This window comes from Rhodococcus sp. PD04, from assembly GCF_035918275.1.
Taxonomy (GTDB): domain Bacteria; phylum Actinomycetota; class Actinomycetes; order Mycobacteriales; family Mycobacteriaceae; genus Rhodococcus; species Rhodococcus rhodochrous.
On sequence record NZ_CP142143.1, the window covers coordinates 361,418 to 382,980 of the forward strand.

22 protein-coding genes, 1 tRNA gene and 1 other RNA gene are annotated in these 21,563 nt (G+C 69.4%); 9 read left to right on the forward strand and 15 right to left on the reverse strand.

What is annotated here, in order from left to right:
• Positions 1 to 41: 41 nt before the first annotated feature.
• Entirely contained in the window at positions 42 to 626 is a 585-nt protein-coding gene (locus U9J23_RS01640; protein ID WP_059383182.1) for a TetR/AcrR family transcriptional regulator, read from the reverse strand.
• A 53-nt stretch (positions 627 to 679) separates the two neighbouring features.
• Entirely contained in the window at positions 680 to 1,345 is a 666-nt protein-coding gene (locus U9J23_RS01645) for a YoaK family protein (protein ID WP_059383181.1), read from the reverse strand.
• Positions 1,346 to 1,484: 139 nt separating this feature from the next.
• On the opposite strand from U9J23_RS01645, the gene U9J23_RS01650 reads away from it, so the two are divergent.
• A complete protein-coding gene (locus U9J23_RS01650) occupies positions 1,485 to 2,555 on the forward strand; it encodes a GmrSD restriction endonuclease domain-containing protein (RefSeq protein ID WP_326601048.1) in 1,071 nt (356 codons plus the stop codon).
• Positions 2,556 to 2,646: 91 nt separating this feature from the next.
• On the opposite strand, the gene U9J23_RS01655 is transcribed toward U9J23_RS01650, so the two are convergent.
• On the reverse strand, positions 2,647 to 2,910 hold the full coding sequence (locus tag U9J23_RS01655) for a hypothetical protein (protein ID WP_059383179.1): 264 nt from the start codon (positions 2,908 to 2,910) through the stop codon (positions 2,647 to 2,649).
• A gap of 85 nt (positions 2,911 to 2,995) precedes the next feature.
• Positions 2,996 to 3,083: transfer RNA gene (locus U9J23_RS01660), tRNA-Ser, on the reverse strand.
• Between the two features lie 117 nt (positions 3,084 to 3,200).
• On the opposite strand from U9J23_RS01660, the gene ffs reads away from it, so the two are divergent.
• The 5 genes from ffs to U9J23_RS01685 all read left to right on the forward strand — a co-directional run bounded on the left by ffs (position 3,201) and on the right by U9J23_RS01685 (position 7,743).
• An RNA gene (ffs, locus tag U9J23_RS01665) (signal recognition particle sRNA small type) lies at positions 3,201 to 3,295 on the forward strand.
• A 47-nt stretch (positions 3,296 to 3,342) separates the two neighbouring features.
• Positions 3,343 to 4,635, forward strand: a complete 1,293-nt coding sequence (locus tag U9J23_RS01670; RefSeq protein WP_085469864.1) for an aminotransferase class I/II-fold pyridoxal phosphate-dependent enzyme — start codon at positions 3,343 to 3,345, stop codon at positions 4,633 to 4,635.
• A gap of 390 nt (positions 4,636 to 5,025) precedes the next feature.
• Positions 5,026 to 6,375 (forward strand): hypothetical protein, encoded by a 1,350-nt coding sequence (locus U9J23_RS01675; RefSeq protein WP_226950103.1) that lies wholly within the window; start codon positions 5,026 to 5,028, stop codon positions 6,373 to 6,375.
• A gap of 22 nt (positions 6,376 to 6,397) precedes the next feature.
• Positions 6,398 to 6,970 (forward strand): HhH-GPD-type base excision DNA repair protein, encoded by a 573-nt coding sequence (locus tag U9J23_RS01680; RefSeq protein WP_085469894.1) that lies wholly within the window; start codon positions 6,398 to 6,400, stop codon positions 6,968 to 6,970.
• Positions 6,967 to 7,743, forward strand: a complete 777-nt coding sequence (locus U9J23_RS01685; protein ID WP_085469862.1) for a trypsin-like peptidase domain-containing protein — start codon at positions 6,967 to 6,969, stop codon at positions 7,741 to 7,743. The genes U9J23_RS01680 and U9J23_RS01685 overlap by 4 nt, the downstream gene beginning before the upstream one ends.
• Positions 7,744 to 7,764: 21 nt before the next feature.
• On the opposite strand, the gene U9J23_RS01690 is transcribed toward U9J23_RS01685, so the two are convergent.
• From U9J23_RS01690 to U9J23_RS01700, 3 genes are read right to left on the reverse strand one after another with little or no spacing between them, the layout of a single operon-like run.
• Positions 7,765 to 8,871: an LLM class flavin-dependent oxidoreductase gene (locus U9J23_RS01690; protein ID WP_160876124.1), complete on the reverse strand. Its 1,107-nt coding sequence runs from the start codon at positions 8,869 to 8,871 to the stop codon at positions 7,765 to 7,767.
• A complete protein-coding gene (gene thiM, locus U9J23_RS01695) occupies positions 8,871 to 9,716 on the reverse strand; it encodes a hydroxyethylthiazole kinase (RefSeq protein ID WP_059383149.1) in 846 nt (281 codons plus the stop codon). The genes U9J23_RS01690 and thiM overlap by 1 nt, the downstream gene beginning before the upstream one ends.
• A gap of 60 nt (positions 9,717 to 9,776) precedes the next feature.
• Positions 9,777 to 10,673: a sulfurtransferase gene (locus tag U9J23_RS01700; protein ID WP_059383148.1), complete on the reverse strand. Its 897-nt coding sequence runs from the start codon at positions 10,671 to 10,673 to the stop codon at positions 9,777 to 9,779.
• A gap of 124 nt (positions 10,674 to 10,797) precedes the next feature.
• Here U9J23_RS01700 and U9J23_RS01705 point away from each other — a divergent pair, with 124 nt between their 5' ends.
• Positions 10,798 to 11,487, forward strand: a complete 690-nt coding sequence (locus U9J23_RS01705) for a GntR family transcriptional regulator (RefSeq protein ID WP_016691017.1) — start codon at positions 10,798 to 10,800, stop codon at positions 11,485 to 11,487.
• Between the two features lie 4 nt (positions 11,488 to 11,491).
• Here U9J23_RS01705 and U9J23_RS01710 read toward each other — a convergent pair whose 3' ends face one another.
• A complete protein-coding gene (locus U9J23_RS01710) occupies positions 11,492 to 12,139 on the reverse strand; it encodes a PadR family transcriptional regulator (RefSeq protein WP_059383147.1) in 648 nt (215 codons plus the stop codon).
• 131 nt (positions 12,140 to 12,270) lie between these two features.
• Between U9J23_RS01710 and U9J23_RS01715 the strand changes: the two genes are divergently transcribed.
• Both U9J23_RS01715 and U9J23_RS01720 read left to right on the forward strand, forming a co-directional pair.
• The gene (locus U9J23_RS01715; protein WP_326601061.1) at positions 12,271 to 14,523 is read left to right on the forward strand and encodes a DNA polymerase III subunit gamma and tau; all 2,253 of its coding nucleotides are present in this window, start codon (positions 12,271 to 12,273) and stop codon (positions 14,521 to 14,523) included.
• 71 nt (positions 14,524 to 14,594) lie between these two features.
• Positions 14,595 to 15,173 carry a DUF2231 domain-containing protein gene (locus U9J23_RS01720; RefSeq protein ID WP_059383146.1) on the forward strand — a complete coding sequence of 193 codons (579 nt, stop codon included), beginning with the start codon at positions 14,595 to 14,597 and terminating at the stop codon, positions 15,171 to 15,173.
• A gap of 99 nt (positions 15,174 to 15,272) precedes the next feature.
• On the opposite strand, the gene U9J23_RS01725 is transcribed toward U9J23_RS01720, so the two are convergent.
• From U9J23_RS01725 to U9J23_RS01755, 7 genes are all read right to left on the reverse strand, one after another.
• Positions 15,273 to 15,704, reverse strand: coding sequence for a RidA family protein (locus U9J23_RS01725; RefSeq protein ID WP_229579895.1), 432 nt, complete (start codon positions 15,702 to 15,704; stop codon positions 15,273 to 15,275).
• Positions 15,694 to 17,292, reverse strand: a complete 1,599-nt coding sequence (locus U9J23_RS01730; RefSeq protein WP_326601064.1) for a gamma-glutamyltransferase family protein — start codon at positions 17,290 to 17,292, stop codon at positions 15,694 to 15,696. The genes U9J23_RS01725 and U9J23_RS01730 overlap by 11 nt, the downstream gene beginning before the upstream one ends.
• Complete coding sequence (locus tag U9J23_RS01735) at positions 17,289 to 17,645, reverse strand: Rieske (2Fe-2S) protein (protein ID WP_006552493.1); 357 nt, start codon at positions 17,643 to 17,645, stop codon at positions 17,289 to 17,291. Before U9J23_RS01735 ends, U9J23_RS01730 begins: the two co-directional genes overlap by 4 nt.
• Before the next feature lie 39 nt (positions 17,646 to 17,684).
• Positions 17,685 to 19,139 (reverse strand): aldehyde dehydrogenase family protein, encoded by a 1,455-nt coding sequence (locus U9J23_RS01740; protein WP_059383143.1) that lies wholly within the window; start codon positions 19,137 to 19,139, stop codon positions 17,685 to 17,687.
• A complete protein-coding gene (locus U9J23_RS01745; protein ID WP_085469855.1) occupies positions 19,136 to 20,362 on the reverse strand; it encodes an NAD(P)/FAD-dependent oxidoreductase in 1,227 nt (408 codons plus the stop codon). Before U9J23_RS01745 ends, U9J23_RS01740 begins: the two co-directional genes overlap by 4 nt.
• Positions 20,359 to 20,760, reverse strand: a complete 402-nt coding sequence (locus tag U9J23_RS01750; RefSeq protein ID WP_370684066.1) for a Rieske (2Fe-2S) protein — start codon at positions 20,758 to 20,760, stop codon at positions 20,359 to 20,361. Before U9J23_RS01750 ends, U9J23_RS01745 begins: the two co-directional genes overlap by 4 nt.
• Positions 20,761 to 20,829: 69 nt before the next feature.
• Positions 20,830 to 21,549 (reverse strand): TenA family transcriptional regulator, encoded by a 720-nt coding sequence (locus U9J23_RS01755; RefSeq protein ID WP_059383140.1) that lies wholly within the window; start codon positions 21,547 to 21,549, stop codon positions 20,830 to 20,832.
• Positions 21,550 to 21,563: the final 14 nt, after the last annotated feature.

Genomic DNA, 21,563 nt, shown 5'->3' on the forward strand with positions numbered 1-21,563 from the left:
GGTCGCATTCCTGACCCGCGTCCCGGATTCCGGGGCGCGGGTCAGTGCGCGTCGGCGCCGTCGAGGACGAGCTGGACCTGGGCGTGCAGAGCGTGGGTCAGATACTCGCGCGGGTACAGATCGGGGCTGGCCGCCGCGTCGAGCGCGAGCCCGTTCGCGGCCGAGAGCAGCAGGGCGGCCCGGGTCTCCGGATCGGGTGTTCCCGCGCGGATCAATACGCGCGCTATGCCCGTCCGGATCGTGAACAGGGTGGCGGTGCGGACGGCGCTCAGGGTGGGGGAGGTGACCGCCCGCACGGCGAACGCCGACATCACGTGTACCTCGCTGCCGCGTTCCTCGTCGAGCGGGAGCAGCTGGCTGAGCGCGGAGAACAGGGTGCGCGCCGGATCGATGTCGGGATCGACGTTCGTCAGCCGGTTCAGCACCCGGTCCGAGAGGGTGCGGAACGAGTACGCGAGCATCTCGTCCTTGGTCGGGAAATGGTGCTGCACCGCCCCGATCGAGACCCCTGCCTCGTTGGCCACCTCCCGGACGCTCGCCGCGTCGAGACCGTTGCGTGCGGCCACGTCGAGCAGGGCCGCAGCGAGCCTTGTGGGGCTGGTGGTGACGTAGGGGCGCGTGCGCATGGGGAGCACCGTAGCCGAGCCCTCCACCGTACGAACGTACGGGGAGGTGGGAATCACACCCCGCCGGTGAGCTCGTGATCGGAGAGGAAACGGACCGAGACCGTCAGCGTGGCTGCGAACGCCGCCGCGATCCACAGAGCGTGCAATCCCAGCGCCCGATGGGCGAGCGCGCCGAGAACGGCACCCGTCACAAGGCCGCCCCACAGACCCAGATAGGGCAGCCAACTCCAGCGCGGACCGCCGAAGAACGCCGCCGCGATCCGCTGCCCGATCTTGACCAGTGCACCCGTCATGTAGGTCAGGGCGACGGTCGTCTCCCCGTGGCGCCGGAACACCGAGTTCTCCGTTCCCATGGCCAAGGTCATCGCGATCACGGAGACCGGCGTCCAGTCCACCAGGACGGCCGCAGCGGCGACCGTCAGCAACACCGTCACGGTTGCGAGGACCGCGATCTTGCGGGTCCGCCGGTCGCGGTCGGTCAGTTCCGCCACCACGCTGCCGAGGATCACCCCGAGCACGAACAGCGCGAGCACACCGCCGATGAGCGCCACCGTCTGCCACGCACCGTCGGCCGTGCCGACCGCGAAGCGCGTGGAGTTGCCGCTCATGAACGACACGAACACACCGCCCAGGGTGATGAACCCGAGGGCATCGATGAACCCTGCGAGAGAGGACAGCGCGATCGCGAGTCCCTGCAACTGCCTGCCGTAACCGACCACCAGACGATAGTAGGAACCGTTCCCTCCGGGATGCCGACCACGTCGGCTCCCGGATGCTTACGTGGTGTAACGACCGGGCGTCGTGGGCGCGATGGACAAGGGGAGCCGTCCGGCGCCGTCGTTCTCAGGAGTTCCCTCGATGTCCTTGCCCCGCCTGTCGTCCCGGCTGTCCCTGCTCGTCGTCGCGACGGTCGCGGGTCTGACCCTCACCGGTTGCGACTCGACGGCCCAGGACACCTCCGCCGCTCCGGCGGCGACCTCCGAACAGTCTCCGGCGCCGAGCTCCGAAACTCCCACGACGACATCGTCACCCACCGCGACGCGCCCCTCCTCGACGACCGCATCGAGTCCGGCGGCGTCGAAACCGGCAGCGTCGGCGGATTCGTCGGAGGCCCTGGCCCGGCTGGCGACCCTGCCCGTCAAGGGGCGCGCGCCCAAGACCGGGTACAGCCGCGACCTGTTCGGTCAGGCGTGGAGCGACGACGTGTCGGTGGAGTTCGGGGGCAACGGCTGCGACACCCGCAACGACATCCTGCGGCGCGACCTCGTCGACATCGTCTACCGGCCCGGTACCCGCGACTGCGTCGTCGCGTCGGGAACCCTGAACGACGTGTACACCGGCACGACGATCGCATTCACCCGCGGACAGGACACCTCGACCGCGGTGCAGATCGACCACGTCGTCGCGTTGTCGGACGCGTGGCAGAAGGGTGCGCAGCAGCTCGACGCGGGCACCCGTGCCGATTTCGCCAACGACCCGCGCAACCTCCAGGCCGTGGACGGGCCGACCAACCAGCAGAAGAGCGACGGTGACGCCGCGACCTGGCTGCCGCCGAACCGCGCGTACCGCTGCACGTACGTCGCGCGGCAGATCGAGGTCAAGGCGATCTACGGCCTGTGGGTGACGCAGGCCGAGCACGACGCGATGGTGCGGGTCCTCACCGAATGCGGAGGTGGAGCTCCCGCAGCTGCACCCGCTCCCGTACCCACCACGACGACGCGACCGGCCCCCGCGCCGGCTCCTGCTCCGGCACCCGCGCCCGCGCCCGCGCCTGCTCCCGAGCCGGCCCCACCTGCCCCTGCTCCGGCGAGCGTGTACTACGAGAACTGCGCGGCGGCCCGCGCTGCGGGAGCTGCACCCCTGTATGTGGGAGAGCCCGGCTACCGGCCGAAGATGGACGGTGACGGGGACGGCGTCGCCTGCGAGTAACGCACCACAGCGCCTGCGAGTAACGCACCACAGCGCCTGCGAGTAACGCACCGCAGCGCCTGCGAGTAACGCACCGCCGCGATCTCTCCGATCAGCTGAAGCGGTCGGTGAGATTGCGACGCATGCGGTGCAGATCGCGGAGCTGGGCGCCCAGTCGCTCGACCTCGGCGTCGAACCTGCGCGCTCGGTCCACGGCCCCCACCCGATGTTCGGCGAGGGCCTTCTGTTCGGTCTTCTCGATGGCTGCGGACACCTCGTCGATCTCCCGGTCCAGCATCTCAACCCAGACCGAAGCCTGCTCGTGGTCGGCGTTGCCGGCGAGCGGGAAATTGTCGTCCGCAGTCACGAGACGCATCGTGCCCGAGATCGGCCCGGTACGCGAACAGAGGACGGAGAAAAGCAGAAACCCCGTGGGACGCTGTGCGCCCCACGGGGTTCCGTGGCGGAGGATAGGGGATTTGAACCCCTGAGGGCGTTAACCCAACCCGCGTTCCAGGCGAGCGCCATAGGCCACTAGGCGAATCCTCCGTGGGGAAGCATACCGAATGGAGACCCCAACTTGCCAAACGAGCACGTCGCACCCTGATTCCGGGGGTGTTGCGGGGGCGGGTTCGCCGCCGGGGCGCTCGTTCCTCTACACTTGCCGATGGATCCCGCGCGGCGCGCATCCTGTGAACTCCCCCAGGGCCGGAAGGCAGCAAGGGTCAACGGGCTCTGCCGGGTGCGCGGGGTCCTCTTAATTTCCGCCGATGCCCGTGTCACCGTGCACGGTGAAAGGTCCCTCCGCATGCCTACGCAGACCCAGTACGGGTTGATGAGCCATGAGGAACTCGTTGCAGAGCACGAGCGCCAGTCCGCCAACTACGAACGGTTGAAGTCGGAGAAGCTGACGCTGGACCTGACCCGCGGCAAGCCCTCGCCCGAGCAGCTCGACCTCTCTGCGGAGTTGCTGTCGCTGCCGGGTGTCGACGACTTCCGCGACGGCAACGGCACCGACACCCGCAACTACGGCGGCCTCACCGGCCTGCCCGAGCTGCGCGCGATCTTCGCCGAGCTGTTGAACATCCCGGTCGAGAATCTGCTCGCCGGTAACAACGCGAGCCTCGAGATCATGCACGATCTCGTCGTCTGGTCGCTGCTGCACGGCACCGTCGACTCGCCGCGCCCGTGGTCGCAGGAGTCGGTCGTCAAGTTCCTGTGCCCGGCTCCCGGCTACGACCGGCACTTCGCGATCACCGAGTCGCTCGGCATCGAGATGATCCCCGTGCCGCTGCGCGAGGATGGCCCCGACGTGCGGTTCATCGCCGATCTCGTCGCGAACGACCCGCAGATCAAGGGCATGTGGGCCGTGCCGACCTACTCGAACCCCACCGGCGCGGTGTACTCCGAGGAGGTCGCCCGCGAGCTGGTGTCGATGCCGACGGCCGCTCCCGACTTCCGCATCTTCTGGGACAACGCCTACGCGGTGCACCCGCTCACCGAGCACCTCGCGCCCGCGATCGACATCCTCGGTCTGGCCGCGCAGGCCGGTCACCCGAACCGCGTGTTCGCGCTGGCGTCCACCTCGAAGATCACCTTCGCCGGCTCGGGCGTGAGCTTCTTCGGCAGCTCCACCGAGAACCTCACCTGGTACCAGAAGCACCTGGGAATCAAGACCATCGGTCCTGACAAGGTGAACCAGCTGCGTCACCTGCGGTTCTTCCGCGATGCCGAGGGCGTGCGCGCCCACATGGCGAAGCACCGCGAGATCCTCGCGCCGAAGTTCGCGCTGGTGCGCCGCATCCTCGAGGAGCGCCTCGGCGCGTCGAAGGTCGCGTCGTGGACCGAGCCCGAGGGCGGTTACTTCATCAGCCTCGACGTCGTCGAGGGCACGGCGGCCCGTGTCATCGCCCTGGCGAAGGAAGCGGGTATCGCGCTGACGGGTGCCGGCTCGGCGTTCCCGTACAAGAAGGACCCCGAGGACAAGAACATCCGTCTCGCGCCGAGCTTCCCTTCGCTCGGTGAGCTCGAGAAGGCCATGGACGGTGTCGCGACCTGCGTACTGCTGGCCGCGGCGGAGAAGGCGCTCGCCGACAAGTAGTGCGCGGGTAGGTCCACAACGCGAGAACGAGGCTCGCAACACAGGCAGTCACTGCCGGTGTTGCGAGCCTCGTTTCTTTGTTGCGTGCCTCTGTCCGCAGGAACTTGCACTCCGAGTGTGAGTTTGTTCCCAACCTGTGGATAAAGTTGTGCACAACACGTGGACGGGCGGTGGACAACTCGGATCACCCCTGGTCGGGGCGTTATCGATGCTCGCCGTCACAGCGACTTGCTTTCCCCTACCGACCTGACATACTCGCTGGTCAGGGTCGCCGCATACCGTGCGGCGGGTTCGGAAGTGGTGAGTGTGATGGAAAACCGCGCTCTCGTGAATTCCGGAGTCGGCGTATCGGCCGTCGGATCTGTCACGGGGTGTCTCGGTGTATTGAAGGTGTTCCTCCTGGCGCTCGACATCGAGGCGGCGCCCGAGACGCCACCGCGGGTCCCACCCGTCGAGAAGGTGGAGCCCTTCCTGCCGGCACGCATTGCAGATCAGCCCGATTCCGATCACGGTGTGCGACCGCCGTGCCTGCTCGCGTTCAGGCACGTCGTCGACCCGACACGACCGGAGGTCTCGTTCGGTGCATCGACCGGGTCGTTGCGCGACGCGCCGGACGTGACCCGGCCGTATGTGGGACACCCCGCGACATGCGTGTCGCTGTGGGACGTCCCCGGTCACGGCCTCGTCCTGGCGTCGGAGTCGCTGACGGACCACGGTTCCCCACTCGTCGACTGGCGCAGCGACCCGCTGCAGGACCGTGACGGTGCGGGCCTGCGCCAGGTGCTCGGCGAGTTCCTCGCGCCCTTCGACCTGACCGCCGACGCCTGCCTGAACGATGTGTTTCCCGGGCTGAACAGGCGGTTGTGTGCGCCGACGACCTATCGGCCCCTGCACGAACTCGTCGTCCACCGCCACCGAGGAGTCGGTGATCGGGAGGTCGTCGAGGGGATGGTCGTGGAAGTGGTCTCGAGCGGCGGCGAACGCGTCCGCTCGCTCGTCGACGGCCCGCGCATCGGGCCGGAGGCCCGCGCCGCGGCCCGGTCCTGGGGTGTGTTGTGGAAGTGGGACCGGGTCCCGCTGGTGGACCGGCCCGTGCAGCCAGGGGCAGCCATCGCGGTGCGGGAGGACTCCGGTGCGGTGCTGTTCGACCTCGAGGCCACCGCCCTCGGCAGCGACTACGTCGGGCACGGCACCCGCGAGATGATCTACGGGCTCATTCCGTGGGTGGCGGTGCGGGCTCGGGCTTCCGCCGACTACTGGACGACCGTGGAGCATCTGCGCCACCCCGACGGACTCGTCGGCGATCGGCTGGCCGCCGTCCTCGACGACATCGCGATCATGCAGGCCCGCCGGATGGAACGGTCCCTGCTGCGCAAGGAATCGGTCCACGACGACCGGTTCCACTCGTGGACGCAACCCACCCAGCTGCGAGCACTCATGGCGCGCCGGGTGGCCGACGAGATGGCCGAACTCGACGCGGAACTGTCCGAAGCCGTGGACGTCGTCGAGCACGCACTGTTGCGCAGTGCCGAGTTGCGCGGCGTGAGGCACACCCGCCTGGCCCAGGGATGGTCCGCGGCGGCCTCGGTCATCGCCGTCGTGGCGCTGTTCGCCGCACTCGCGGCCGTTCCGGCAACGTCACAACCGACGCTCTTCCCGCACTGGTTGCATGCTCTGACCACGTCGATCGCGCTCACGCTCGGCATCGTGATCGCGGTGGTCGTGTGGCGCCGCCCATGACGCGCAGGGCATGATCGTCTGCATGTCATCGACGCTGAACCTGGTCGGAGATCCCGACGCCGACGCACTGCTGGCCGAGAACCCGCTGGCGCTTCTCATCGGCATGCTGCTCGACCAGCAGGTGGCGATGGAGGTCGCGTTCGCGGGACCGAAGAAGCTCGCCGACCGTCTCGGCGGTCTCGACGTGTACCGCATCGCGTCGGCCGATCCCGACGAGTTCGTCGCAGTGTGTGCGCAGCAACCGGCCGTCCATCGGTTCCCCAAGTCGATGGGACAGCGGATCCAGGCGTTGTGCGCGGCGATCGTCGAGGACTACGACGGCGACGCCTCCGCACTGTGGACGTCCGGCGACCCGGACGGCAAGGAAGTGCTGCGGCGGCTGAAGAAGCTGCCGGGTTACGGCGACCAGAAGGCACGTATCTTCCTGGCGTTGCTCGGTAAGCAGATGGGTGTGCGGCCCGAGGGATGGCGTGAGGCCGCCGGCGATTACGGGCACGAGGATGCGCGCCGGTCGATCGCCGACGTCGTCGACGAGCAGTCGCTGCGCGAGGTACGCGAGTTCAAGAAGGCGATGAAGGCAGCGAAGAAGTCATGAGACGCGTCGCAGCGGTGTGCGGCGCCGCCGTCGTCTTCGCCGCGGGGACCGGGGGTGTGGCCTCGGCCGGCGGGGGAGACGACCGTGTCGTCCTCCGCCCCGGCGACGGGATCGTGTTCTCCGCGGAACCGACGCCGGGCTGGTGTTCGGTGGCGGCGGTCGGGCACGACGACGCGGGCCGTCTCGTCGCGATCACGGCGGGGCACTGCTACCAGACCGGATCGTCGCCCGTCTGGAAGGTCGACGAGCAACACCGAGGGCCGATCGGAACCGAAACGGACGTCGCGAGTAGGGGTTCGGTCGATCAGCTGGGATTCCCGACCGACGAGATCGCCGACTACGCGGTGGTCGTGCTCGACGAGACCCGCGTGCGGGGATCGAACACGTCGGTGCCCAACGACCGGGGGGAGCGCGTCGTGCTCGAATCGGTTGCGGTGGTCGGCGAGGGTGAACTGCCGGCCGGAACCCATTGCGCGGCAGGGCGGAGCACGTCGGTGGCCTGTGCGACCGGCGATGTGCGGGTGGACGGGAACCTGATGTCGTCGCCGCTGCTCATGCGCCCGGGCGACTCCGGGGGTCCGCTCGTGCGTGCCGAGACGGGTGAATGGATGGGACTGTCGGTGGGCTACCGGTTCCCGCAGACCGAGATCTCCGACGACCGGCAGGTTCCCGACACGAGGTTCGCCGCATACCAGCGGGCCGACCGGATCCTCGCCGAGATCGACGCGCGCGACGGGATCGGCTCGGGGTTCCGTCTCGTCGACACCCCTTGACCGATCCCGCCCGCGTTGCCGTCAGAGCGCGTCGAAACGCGGAATCAGGTGTTCCGCAACGTTCTTCGCTTCGTCGATGAGCGGCCATCCGGCGAGGATCAGCGAGGTGAGTCCGGTGGCGTCGCGCAGGGTCCGTACGTGACCGGTGATCTCGTCGGGGTCGCCGACGTAGTAGACGGCAGACGATCCCGTGGCGAAGATGTCGAGCGGTGACCACGCGGTGATGCCCGCGTAGAGGCCGTCGCCGAGATACAGGTCCTCGGGTTCGGGGAGCTTGCCTGCGTTGATGGTGTCGACCCAGCCCTGCCGTTGCGCGTCACGTGCGGTGAAGGTCTTCAGATCCTGCTTGCCGTGCGTGCGGCGGCGCACCGCCTTGTCGAGCACGTCCTGGATCTGCTCGATCCCGGCCTTCTCGAACAGCGATCGGAACCGCTCGAGGGCCTCGTCCCGGTTCGGGCGCACGATCACGCCGGACAGGGCACCGAAGTCGGTGTACTCGCGTCCCTCGACCGCAGCGGATTCGCGCGCGGCGGTGAACTTCTGCGTGACGAACGAGGTCTCGCGCAACATGATCAGGTAGGCGTCGAGCACCTTGCCGGCGTTCTGCAGGCCGGCGGGGGAGTCGCCCGTCCCCCACAACGGCACCGAGTGGTTCTCCGGGGCGTCGATGCGCAGCGGGGTGTTCGGGAAGTTCGACTCGGTGCCCTCGGCGTAGATGCGACGGAACTCCGCCCAGTACTTCTCGCCGAGTTCGTACCGGCGGTCGTGCTCGACGTTCATGTCGTACTTGGTGAGGATGTTCTCCCGGCCGTTGACCGAGTTGATCATCAGACGACCGCCGCTGAACGCGTCGAAGGTCAGGGCCTTCTCGGCGAGCAGGCGCGCAGGCGTCATGTTCGCGTAGATCGCGACGAGGAACTTCATGCGGCTGGTGTGCGCCGCAGCCCAGGTGGCCGAGATGAAGGGGTCGTTCGGCCAGGTCGCGACGAGCGCACCTTCGAAGCCGCCGTCGTCGATGGTCTTCGCGAGTTCGATCTGCCGCTGCCCGTCCACCGGGTACAACCCGCCCGGGCTCCAGGGGTAGTCGCCGTCGGCCTGGGTGAGATACCAGAAGGTCTTGATGGGCATTACTTCGTGTCCTTCGAGGGGAGTTCGAACGGTTCGACGCGGGCGCGGGCACGCAGCGTGTCGGCGTCCACGGCGAACAGGGCGTCGAGGTAGGCGACGGCGAAGGAGCCGGGGCCGGTGGAGTTCTCCTCGGCGATCTCGGACGCCACCGCGACGTGCGTGTGGGCCGCCGCGAGGCCGACGAGAGGGGTCTCCGCGACCGCGAGATAGGCCGCGACGAGCCCACCGAGGGAGCATCCGGTAGAGGTCACGCGCGGCAGCATGGCGCTGCCGCCGGCGATGCGCAGTCCGACGATCCCGCCGTCGCGGTCGCGGCCGACGAGGTAGTCGACGGGGCCGGAGGCCGACACGGCGTCCGCGCGGTCGAGCAGTGCGAGTGCGGCGGGGACGGCGGCAGCGGCCTCGTCGGCGCTGTCGACGCCGCGAGTGTCACCGCCGAGGCCCGCGAGCGCGATGATCTCGGAGGCGTTGCCGCGGATCGCGGTGGGACGGAACTTCAGCAGATCGGCGGCGAGCGAGGTGCGCCACGCGAGTCCGCCCACGCCGACGGGGTCGAGGACCCACGGGGTGCCGGCATCGTGCGCGGCCTCCGCTGCGAGGGCGAAGGCCACCGAGGTCTCGTCGAAGGGCGTACCGAGGTTGACGAGCACTCCACCGGCGATGCGCGCGAAATCGCCTGCCTCGTGCGCGTTGTCGATGTGCGCGTTGCTGGCGCCCGCGGCGAGCAGCACGTTGGTGAGGAAGTTGGCCGAGACGATGTTGGTCAGCGAGTGCACGAGCGGCGTCTGCGCACGCAGGGCGTCGAGGGTGACGGCGAGATCGTCGACGGTGGGGGTCGTGGTCACGGAAGATCCTGTCGGGAGATAGGGGAGGGGACGAAGCGGGTCAGGATCGCGGACATCGCATCATGCGTCGCCCTTCCCTTCTCCGAGTGTCCGCATGGGGAGTGCGGGGTCGGCCGTCCACTCCTCGAGGGATCCGTCGTAGACGGCGATGTCGTCGTGGCCCGTCCGAACCAGTGCGAGCGCCACCAGGCAGGCCGAGACGCCGCCACCGCAGTAGAGGATCAGGGGCCGGGCCGTATCGGCGAGGGCCTGCTCGGCCAGCTCGGCGATCCGATCGGTGCTCCGCAGGACGCCGTCGGCGAGCAGGCTCTTGGCCGGCAGGTTCCGGCTCCCGCTGATGTGCCCGCGGCGCGCGTAACGAGTGGTGGCGGTGCCTGCGAACTGCTCGGCGTCGAGCGCGCAGACGAGGGTGCCCGGTGCGTCCCCGGACACCACGGCGAGCACGTCGTCGCGGTCGCGCCACAGGCCGTGGTCGGGGAGTTCCGTCCGGGCTGTGGTGGCGCGGCGTTCGGCGGCGTCGCCGGTCTCGACGGGCAGGTCGAGCGCGGTCCAGCGGGCGAAGCCGCCGTCGAGGACGCGGGCGGAGATACCGATGTTGCGCAGCATCCACCACAGCCGGGACGCCCAGGTCATGCCGCCGTCGTCGTAGATCACGAGGTCGGCGTCCGGGGTCACCCCGAGTGCGGCCAGAGCCGCTGCCAGGTCGTCCGGCGCGGGGCGGGAGAAGTGCAGGTCGGTGTCCGGGGCGCTGAAACCGCCGAGCAGGTCGGCGTGCACGGATCCCGGGATGTGCGCGGCGCGCCAGGTCGCGTGGCCGGATTCCGGTCGGTAGTCGCCGTCGAAACGGGGCTTCGGGAAGGTGACCGTGGCGTGCAGGACCGTGTGGGCGCCGGGGTCGCTCGCGAGCTCTTCGGCGCTGATCAGCACCTGTTCGTCCCGGAAGGCCGCCTCGGTCACGTGTTGGGTCCTCTCGTAGTGTCCGAGAAGCGACGCTAAACGACGAATAACGTATACGCAAGTATGCGTACGTTGACGGTGGCATAATCGGCGCACGTAAACGGCATGCCTACGGAGGGTGTAGATGACCGAGCAGGACGCGACGGCCGAGCTGGAGAGCTCACTTCTCGTCGAACCGCCCACCGGGCGCGACGACCAGACCTCCAAGCAGTACCTGCGCCTGCGCTCGGACATCCTCGCCGGGAAGTTCCCACGCGGCGCCGCTCTGCACGAGACCCAGCTCAGCGAGACCTACGGGGCGTCCCGCACCCCCATCCGCGAGGCGCTCAACTGGCTCGCGCACGATGGTCTGCTCGAACGGGCGAGTCGCGGCTTCCGGGTGCGTTCGGGTACGCCCGAGGACGTCATCGAGATCTATGCGGCGCGCGTCGCGCTCGAATCCGAGGCGGCCGGCGCGGCAGCGATCCGGCACACCGATCTCGACATGGCCCGGCTCGAGCGACTGCACGATTCGTGCTGCTCCGCCACCGACGACGCCGCCGTGCGCATCGGGAACTTCCGGTTCCACGAGGCGCTGTGGCAGGCCGCGCACAACACGACGATCACGACGTTGCTCGTGCGACTGACCACCCAGCTGCGCATCTACGACTCCGGGCCGCCGTCCAACTACGGCGAACCCGATCTGCTCAACCGGGAGCACGCGCAGATCCTCGACGCGTTGCGGGCGCGGAACGAGTCCGCGGCCCGCGAGCACATGCGTGCTCATCTCGAGCGCAGCCGCGAGCAGCGCATCCGCCTCTTCGCCCGCGGCTGAGCCCTCACTCCCGATCGGACGTGTCGGCGTCGCCGGCGAGGATCCGGTACAGGGACTTCTTGGCCTCGGTGAGGACAGCGTGTGCCGCGGCGACCTCGGCATCGGAACCGCTCATGGCGACCGACCGCGTCGCGCCCTGCAGTTCGCGCAGTGCGAGTCGCAGGTCGGGGGCATCGGAATCGGGATCGTGACCGGCGAAGGGGTCGATGAGCTCGTTCCCCGGATCGTCGATGTACGCGCGGCCCGCGTCCGTCAGTGAGACGAGTTTGCGTCCGCCCTCCTTCTCGACCGTGACGAGTCCTTCGTCCTCGAGCTGGGAGATGGTCGGGTAGATCGCGCCGGGGCTGGGGCGCCAGGCGCCGCCCGTCCGTTCGGCGATCGCTTCCATGAGCTGGTAGCCGTGCATCGGTTCGGTGCCGAGCAGGCGCAGGACGGCCGCGCGGACGTCGCCTCGCTGCGCTCGGCCGCGTCGTCCTCCTCGCGGGCCACCGTGCCCTCGTCCGCCGCCACCGCGGTGTGGGTGGAAGCCGGGTTCGTCGTCGTGCGGGTGGTGTCCGCGACGGCGGGGTCCGTCGGCGCGGAACGGACCGCCGGGGAGATTTCGATCGTGCATGGCGCGGCGACGGCCGCGGGGATGTTCGTGGGTTCGCATCTGTGCGTCTCCTTCTTTGTCGATACGATCACGATAGATCTCGATATATCGTTAACGCAAGAGTGGTCTCGGCCACAGATGTGGACGGACCGACCTCCGTGCATGTCGGCAGCCGCCGGTACGCTCGGCGCGTGGCTCTGTACCGGAAGTATCGACCTGCGACCTTCGCAGAGGTGGTGGGGCAGGAGCACGTCACCGTGCCCCTCAGCACGGCGCTCGACACGGGCCGCATCAACCACGCCTACCTGTTCTCGGGTCCTCGTGGATGCGGCAAGACGTCCTCGGCGCGCATCCTCGCCCGCTCGCTCAACTGCGAGACCGGCCCCACGTCCGCGCCGTGCGGAACGTGCCGGTCGTGCGTGTCGCTCGGCCCGGGTGGGGGAGGCAACCTCGACGTCACCGAACTCGACGCCGCGAGCCACGGCGGTGTCGACGACACTCGTGAGCTGCGCGACCGAGCCTTCTACGCTCCGGCCGAGTCGCGCTACCGCATCTTCATCATCGACGAGGCGCACATGGTCACCACGCAGGGCTTCAACGCCCTGCTCAAGATCGTGGAGGAGCCGCCGGAGCACCTCATCTTCGTCTTCGCGACCACCGAGCCCGAGAAGGTGCTGCCCACCATCCGGTCGCGCACGCACCACTATCCCTTCCGGCTCCTCGCTCCCACGGCGATGCGGGGTCTGCTCGAGCAGATCTGCGGCCAGGAGAACGTGCCGGTCGAGGATGCGGTCTATCCGCTGGTCATCCGTGCCGGCGGTGGATCCCCCCGCGACTCGCTGTCGGTGATGGACCAGCTCCTCGCCGGTGCCGGCCCCGAGGGCGTCACCTACGAGCGCGCTCTGTCGCTGCTCGGCGTCACCGACGTCGCCCTCATCGACGAAGCCGTCGATTCGCTCGCGGCCGGCGACGGCGCGGCGCTGTTCGGCACCGTCGAGAAGGTCATGGACGCCGGGCACGACCCGCGTCGCTTCGCCGTCGACCTCCTCGAACGCCTCCGCGACCTGATCCTCATGAAGTCCGTCCCCGACGCCGCCGAGCGCGGACTCGTCGACGCACCCGGCGACGTCCTCGAGCGGATGCGCGACGAAGCGACCCGTCTCGGCCCCGCCACCCTCACCCGCTACGCCGAGATCGTGCACGCCGGGCTCGGCGAGATGCGCGGGGCGACGTCGCCGCGTCTGCTGGTCGAGGTGATGTGCGCGCGCATGCTCCTCCCTGCGGCGTCCGACACGGAAACCGCGGTCCTGCAAAGGCTCGAACGGCTCGAACAGGGCATCGTCGCGGCCCCGGCAGGAGGTGTCGCGCCGAAGCCGGTGTCGGCACCCGCCGCGCCTGCCGCGCCGCCCATCTCGCCCGACGAACCCGCGGCACGTTTCCAGCGCCCCTCCCAGCGCCGGGCAGTCGAGGCGCCGCCTGCCGACCCGCCCCGCGAGGCCACCCCGCCGCAACCGGAAGCCCCTGCCCAGCAGGCACCTGTTCATCAGGCACCCGCCCAGCAGGCGCCGGTGCAGCCCGAACCGGCCCAGCTGGCACCTGCCCCGACGCAGGCTCCCGCTGCGGCGCAACCTCCCGCCGTCCCGGAGGAGCCGCAGCCGCAGAGTGTGCCCGACGAGATTGTCGCGCAGGAGGTTCCGCCGGCTGTGCCCGAGGAGTCGGCTGCGCCCGAACCCGAACCCGAACCCGAACCAGAGCCCGCCCGCGCGGCAGGTGGTCCCGACGCAGCTCAGATGCGGGGCGTGTGGTCGGAGGTGCGCGCGAAGGTCCGCGAACGCAGCCGCACCGTCGAGGTGATGCTCTCGGGCGCCACCGTACGGTCGGTCGACGGCACCCGCGTCGTTCTCGTGCACGACTCCGCTCCGCTCGCGAAGCGACTCGCCGACGCGCGCAACGCCACGGTCATCGCCGATGCGCTGAAGGCGGTCTTCGGTGGGGAGTTCGAGGTCACCTGCGTCCACGGTTCCGCTGCTGCGGAGGCGCCTTCCAGAACCCCGGCGCCCGAGAAGAATTCGCGTCCGGCGGGTCAGCCGCGTTTCTCCCGGCCGAGCCAGGCGAAGAACGCCGCGGCACCCGCCCCCGTCGAAGCCCCCGCCGCGCCGCAGCGCCCGGCGGCCGCACAGTCGGCTGCTCCGACGTTCACACGTCCGTCCGTGGAGAGCGTCGACGATATCCCGCCGCCCGAAGCCCCCGACCTTCCCGACGATCCGGGCCCGGGCTACGACGCACCGCCGCCCGACCCGTCGCAGATGACGGAGGCGGACGTCGAGGAGATGTTCGCCGAGGCGGCCACGCCCGGCGACCCGTCGACGCGCCGCGATCCTGAAGAAGTCGCGATCGAGCTGCTCAAGGACGTGCTGGGAGCGAAACCGCTCGACGAGAAGTAGCCGTACCGAGTCCCAGGTCGCATCGACCGCGTCGGCGATTCGTCTCTGCTGCCGACGGGTATGGCCTCATCATGAACCTGCACGAACTCCTGCGCGCCGTCGAATCGTTCGACGCTGTGGATCGGCCCGCCGAGCGCATCGCGCAGCGCATACGGCGAGCCCTCGACGGTTCCGTCGTCGACGACCTGCTCCGAGGTTCCTGGCTCGGACACCCCGTCCATCCCCTTCTCGTCACCGTCCCGATCGGATCGTGGGTGTCCGCGGCGGCGTTGGACGCCCTACCCGGGCAGCGCGATGCGTCCCGGCGACTCGTCGCGATGGGACTGGCCGCGGCCGTTCCGACGATCGTCACCGGCTACGCCGACTTCTCCGCTCTGGAGGATGTCCCTCAGCGCAGGGTCGGCGCGGTGCATGCCGTGTCCAACGCGATCGGGGTGATCTCCATGGCGACGTCCTATCGCGCGCGACGAGCCCGTCGCGACCGGGCGGGGACGGTGTGGACTCTGATCGGTCTCGGCGCCGTCGGCGTCGGCGGTGCTCTCGGTGGTCATCTCTCCTACGCCCAGGGCGGGGGAGTGTATCGGTGGCAGCGACCGTCCGAGAGCGTCGATCTTGCAGCCGAGCTCGAGGACATCGGCGCGAAGCGCTGAACGTTCGTCGCCGAGGTTCACAACCCGCAGACGAGGCTCACAACCCCGATGGTCGACCACCGGGGTTGTGAGCCTCGTTTCTCGGTTGTGAACCTCCGTCTACCCGCACACGGCGGTGAGCGCGATCTCGAGGGGCGCCCCACCGGGCAGGGTGTGGACGCCGACTGCGGTGCGTGCCGGTAGTGCGTCCACACCGAGTTCGCGTTCGATCACGTCCGACGCGCCGTCCGCGACCACCGACAGGTCGACGAAGCCGGGCGCGCTCGCGATGTAGACGACCATCTCGACCGGCCGGAACGACGTGCCCTCCGGCACCGTTGCGCGGATCGCCGCCAACGCGTTGCCCACCGCGACGACTGCGGCGGCCCGGGCCTGTTCGACGGTGACCTCCGCGCCGACCCGTCCGGTGAGGATCAGTTCGCCGTCGCGACGCGGGGTCATGCCCGCCGTGCGGACGGTGTCGCCGGCCAGCACGGCCGGGACGTACCGGCCCTGCGGCCGAGGTGCAACAGCAGCAATGTCAGAGGACACCCAGCGCCACCCCCTCCTGTCGTGGATCGCTGCCGCCGGACAGCACTCCGCGGTCGTCGATCGAGATCACCTGCGCACTGCCCTCGGCGCCCAGAGGTTCGAGCACCTCCACCCGGTGACCGAGTTCGCGCAGTTCGTCGCACACGCCGTCGGCGACGTCGCCTTCGATCCGCAACGCGGTCGGTTCGCCGAGCACGTTGGCGTCCGATCCGGGGAAGACCGTGAAGCGCGGCGCCGAGACCGCCTCCTGGGGGTCGAGGCCGTGGTCGAGCAGGTGCGACAGCAGCTGCATGTTCCACTGCACCTGGCCGTCGCCGCCGGGGGTGTTGCCCACGTGCCGCAGTTCGCCCGCCGAGTCGGTGACGATCCACGCGTTGAGCGTGTGCAGGGGCTTGCGGCGCGGCGCCACCTCGTTCGGATGCCCATCGATCAGGTAGGCGCCCCGACCGAGCCGGTTGTTGAGCACGATGCCCGTACCGGGCACCGTGAGCTTCGCTCCGAAGGTGAACGCCAGCGAATGGATGAACGACACCGCCCGCCCCTCGGAGTCCACGGTGACGAACGACGTCGTGTCCCCGGCGGAGACCGAGAAGGCCTCGGCGAGTGCACGCTCCTCGATCCGTGCGCGACCGGCTGCGATGTTCGCGGGATCGAGCACCCGTGCGACCCCGTCGTTGTCCGACGAGCACCAGCGGAGCCTGTCCTCGAAGGCGACGGTGGCCGCGCGGGCCATCCGGTCGATCGACGCCGCGCCGAGCACAGGGTGGGTGCCGAGCGCGTCGTCGCACAGGGCGGCCTGGTGCAGGACCATCCATCCCGGCGTCGGGAGCGGGGTCTGGTGCACGACGTGCCCCGCATAGGTGCCGGTGAGAGCCGCCTCCGCGTCCACTGCCGCCCCGGCCTGCCATTCGTCGCCGCTGAACGGTGCTCCGCCCCCCTGCAGCGTAGCCACGCAGCGCTCGGCGAGCGTGCCGGTGTAGAACGAGCCCGGATCCTCGGCCAGCGCACGGATCGTGCGGGCCAGATCGGGCTGGGGAAGCACGTCGCCGAGGCGCGGGACGCGGTCGCCCGGTGTGTACACCGAGGCGAGTCCGGCGTCGCCGCGGATCGCACGCAGCGCGACCTGCACATCGGTTCGGGTCTTCGCCGAGCACGGCAGGCCGCTCTCGGCGATCCGGGCTGCCGGCGCCCACAGTTCGGGCAACGACCTGCTCGCTCCCCGGCGGTGCAGTGCGGCCAACGCGGCGGGTGCGCCGGGGACGGCGACGGCGAGCGCCCCGTCGAGCGGGATCGCGTCGAATCCTCGTTCCCGGTAGAAATCAGGGGTGCCGCCGTCCGGTCCGTAACCACTGCCGTTGACGGTCCACACCGACCCGTCGGGCTCGCGGACCACGGCGAACGCGTCGCCGCCGATGCCGCACTGCCCGGGCAGGGTCAGCCACGTGACCGCTGCCATCGCCAGGGCTGCGTCGACGGCGTTGCCACCGTCCTCGAGGACACGGACCCCGGCGAGGCTCGCGAGCGGATGACTGGACGCGACCATACCTCCGGTCGCGAGCGTCGCCGGTCGTGTCGCGCGCCGGGTCATGCCGACCGCATCCGACGTCGACGGGGTCCTTCCGGCGGCTCGGCGGGATCGATCCCGACGAAGATCTCCCCGTCGCGCTCCTCGCACGGATAGGTCTTGATGGGCTCGGTGGCCGGCGGGCAGATCGGCTCACCGGTCTCGAGGTCGAATGCGCTTCCGTGGCAAGAGCATCCGATGCCGTCCTGGACGAGCTTGCCGGACGACAGCAGGCAGTCGAGGTGTGAGCAGTAGTTGGAAGTCGCGTACGCCTTGCCGTCCAGTCGGGAGATGGCGAACTCGTAGTCCTCGGCGTAGAACCGGCGGACGATGCCTTCGGGCACCTGCCCGGATCGGGCCACTCGCTTGAACTCCATGGTCTTTCCTCCAGGCTTGTCGAGGGTTGGTGTCGCCGGTCAGGCGTCGGGGGACAGGTAGACGGTCTTCTCGGACTGGTAGAACTGCATGAGCGTGGGGCCGGCCTGTTCCTTGAAGGTCTGCGTGCTCGACTGCTTGTAGCCGCCGAACGGCGCGTTCATGGCCATTCCCGTGGTGGGCTGGTTGACCTTCACGAGTCCGGTACGCGACCCTGCGATGAATCGCTGTGCTGCGGAGAGACTCCGGGTGACGACGGAGGCGCTGAGCCCGAATGCGGTGTCGTTCGCCAGGGCGAGGGCCTCGTCGAAGGAACCGGCGCGCTGGAAGGCCAGGACCGGTCCGAAGATCTCGTCGGTGAGCAGGCGCATCCCCGGTACGGTGTCCGCGAAGACCGTGGGCCGCACGAAGAATCCGCCACGCAGCGCGTCGTCCTCGCATCGCACGCCGCCGCACACGAGCCGTGCGCCTTCGTCCGTGCCGATGGTGACGTACTCGAGGAACTTGTCGAGCTGACCGCGACTCGCGAGCGGGCCGACATCGACGGCGGCACCCGAACCGGGTCCCACCCGCAGGGCACGGGCGCGTTCGGCGACCTTCTCGAGCAGCTCGTCGTGGATCGCGTCGACCGCGACGACACGGCTGGTGCCGGTGCACGCCTGGCCCGACAGTCCGAAGGCGCCCTTGACGATCAGTGCGGCCGCCGCATCGAGATCGGCGTCGTCCAGGACGACGACGGGGTTCTTGCCGCCCATCTCCAGCTGTACGCGCCGGTCGGGGCCGACGCTGCGGTGGATGGCACGTCCGACCTCGGTGGACCCGGTGAAGGTGACCGCGGCGATCCGCTCGTCGCCGGAAACCGCCGCGCCGGCCTTGCCGTCGCCCTGGACGAGTGCGATCGCGCCGGCCGGCAGACCACCGGCGAGCAGGGCCTCGACGAGGCGCTGTCCCATCAGCGGGGTGATCTCGGACGGCTTGAACAGCACCGTGTTGCCGGCGGCGAGCGCGGGCCCGAGCTTGCGGGAGGGGATGTTGAGCGGGAAGTTCCACGGCGTGATCGCACCGACGATCCCGATCGGTTCACGCACGGTGTAGACGGTGGTGGAGCCCGGCCCCGGGAAGGTCGCACCGGTGGCGCGCAGCGCCTCACCTGCGTAGAAGCGCAGGTTCATGGGGGTGCGGCTCACCTCCATCGACGCCTCGGCGCGGGTCTTGCCCTCCTCGCGGATCAGTTCGTCGACGAGTTCGGCCGAGTGTGCGGCGAGATGGTCGGCGGCTGCCTCGAGGATCGCGGCGCGACGTTCGGGCGGGGTGGCGGCCCATTCGGGCGCGGCCTTGTCGAGCGCGTCGACGGCGTTGCGGACGTCGATGGCGTCGGAGTCCGGGAAGGTGCCGATCAGATCGGTCTCGTCGGCGGGGTTGCGGCGTTCGAAGACCGCGCCGGAGGCGGCCGGTACCCAGTTGCCGTCGATGTGGTTCAGTCCGGTGATCGTCATGCGGGTTCGACCTCCTCGTACATCTCCCACAGATCGGTGTCCTCGTCGGCGAGCAGCGCTGCGTCGACCCTGCGGCCGATGAGTTCGCGGGCCGCCATGATGTCCTCGCCGCGGTCCATCGCGAAGGCGGCGGTCAGAACGTCGCCGGCGAGGTAGAAGACCGAGAACTCCCCGCTGTCGGTGTCACCGCGGACGACGAGTTCGGTTGTTCCGGAAGCCGATCCGGCGAACTGGATGTTGGAGTCGTACTGATCGGACCAGAACCAGTGCGGGTCGTCGGAGAGCGACTGCCGCCCGACGATCGTGTCGGCGACCACCGCGGCCTGGCGGTTCGCGTTGTCGAAGTGTTCGACGCGCACGTGCCGGCCTTCGCGCGGGGAGAACCGCTTAGCGACATCGCCTGCCGCGTAGATGTTCTCGACCGAGGTGCGTCCGGTGGCGTCGACCACGATCCCACCGTCGACGGCGAGTCCGCTGGCCGCCGCGATGTCGGTGTTGGGGACGATGCCGATGCCGACGACCACGGCGTCGGCCTCGACGATCCCGCCGGTGGTGGTCTCGATCCGCACACCGCGATCGGAGGTGGTCACCGAGGCGACGCCCGTGCCGGTGCGCAGGTCGACACCGTTGCGGCGGTGCAGATCGGCGCAGTGCCGGCCGACCTGTTCGCCGAGGATGCCTCCGAGCAGGTGTTCGGCCTGTTCTAGGACCGTCACCGTGACGCCGAGAGATTGTGCGGTCGCGGCGATCTCGAGTCCGATGAAGCCGCCGCCGACGATCGCGAGACTCGAACCCGGGGTCAGGCGGGCTGCGAGGGCGGTCGCGTCGTCGAGGGTGCGCAGGTAGTGGACGAGATCGGGCCGGGATCCGGTGGTGGCGAGGGCGCGGGGGCGTCCGCCCGTGGCGAGGACGATCGCGTCGGCGGCGATCTCGCCGCCGTCGAACTCGACGGTGCGGGTCGCGGTGTCGATGCGCTGGACCGACACGCCCGTGCGGATGTCGATGTCGTTGGCGTCGAGCCATTTCCGGGTCAGAAGTGCCAGGGAGTCGACTCCTTCACGACCCGCGAGAAATTCCTTCGACAGAGGCGGACGCTGGTAGGGGGCGTGCTGCTCGTCGCCGAGCAGCACGATGCGTCCGTCGAAGCCGCGGCGACGCAGGGTGCGTGCGGCGACGGCGGCGACCTGGCCGGCGCCCACTGTGACTACGGTGCGAACGGTCATGCCGTGCACTCCTTTCCGGATGCGGCCGGTGCAGGACGCGGGGTGAGGTCGACGAGGACGGTCTCGTCGCGCACGAGGACGGGATAGACCGGCTGGCAGAGGTCCTGGTCCTCTTCGTATCCGGTCTCGAGATCGAAGCGCCACTGGTGGCCGGGGCAGATGACACGTCCGTGCAGGAGCGTGCCTTTCACGAGCGAACGGTCCTGATGGACGCACAGGTCGGCGAAGGCGTAGATGCGGTCGTTCGCATGGAACAGTGCGATCGCGAGGCCGTCGACCTCCACGCGGAGTTTGCGGCGGCGGGTCACCTCTTTCACCGTGGCGACGGCGACCCAGGTCGGGGACTCCGCGACGGCGTCGGTGCCGGCGGTCCCGCTGCCCATGATTTCGGTGGACATGCTTCTCCTTCGCTCGTGTGCGAGACCGGGAGCGGAAGTCGCGAGCGACTTCCGCTCCCGCGCATCGGATCAGGCGGACGCCAGCTCCAGATCGGGGGCGACGTACGTGTCGTACAGGCCCTTCGTGTACGAGTAGCGCATCTCCGCTCCCCAGCGGACGAGCTGCAGGCAGCGCTGCTGCAGCTGCGGGGTGTCGGCGCAGTCGAGAACGATCTGGTAGCCGCGCTCGCCGTGCACCACGTCCGAGGTGATGTGCAGGTCGAAGAACTCGATCTCGTCCTCGGTGAAGCCGTACACCTCGCGGAGCGGGACGATCTGCTTCTTGTAGATGCTCGGCACCTGCGATTCGAGGCCCACGACCAGGGCCGCGGTGGCGACGACGAAGTGTTCACGCTGGGACACCGCGTAGCACCACGCCTGCAGTCCGCGGGTGACCGCGTTCATGTTGTTCGGATCCTCGACGCGCTCCTTGGTGGTGCCGCACGCCTCGGCGAACTTGATGAGCAGGTCGGTGTGCCGGATGTCGGCCAGCTCCTCCTCGTACATGTTCTGGAGGGTGAAGTCCTTGGCGTCGGTGAAGTGATCGGGGGTGTTGGAGTAGATGTTCGCCAGGTAGTCGGCGAAGGGGCCGACGTAGTGGTAGTGGTTCTCGGCCCACCGGGCGAAGTGGTGCTTCTCGAGCTTGCCCTCGGCCCACGCCTTGCTGAACGATGCGTTCTTCGCCTCGCGTCCCTTGATGGCGTCTTCGAGTGCGGCGCGGAATTCGTCGCGTCCGAGCAGTTCGGTCATGATGATGCCTTTCG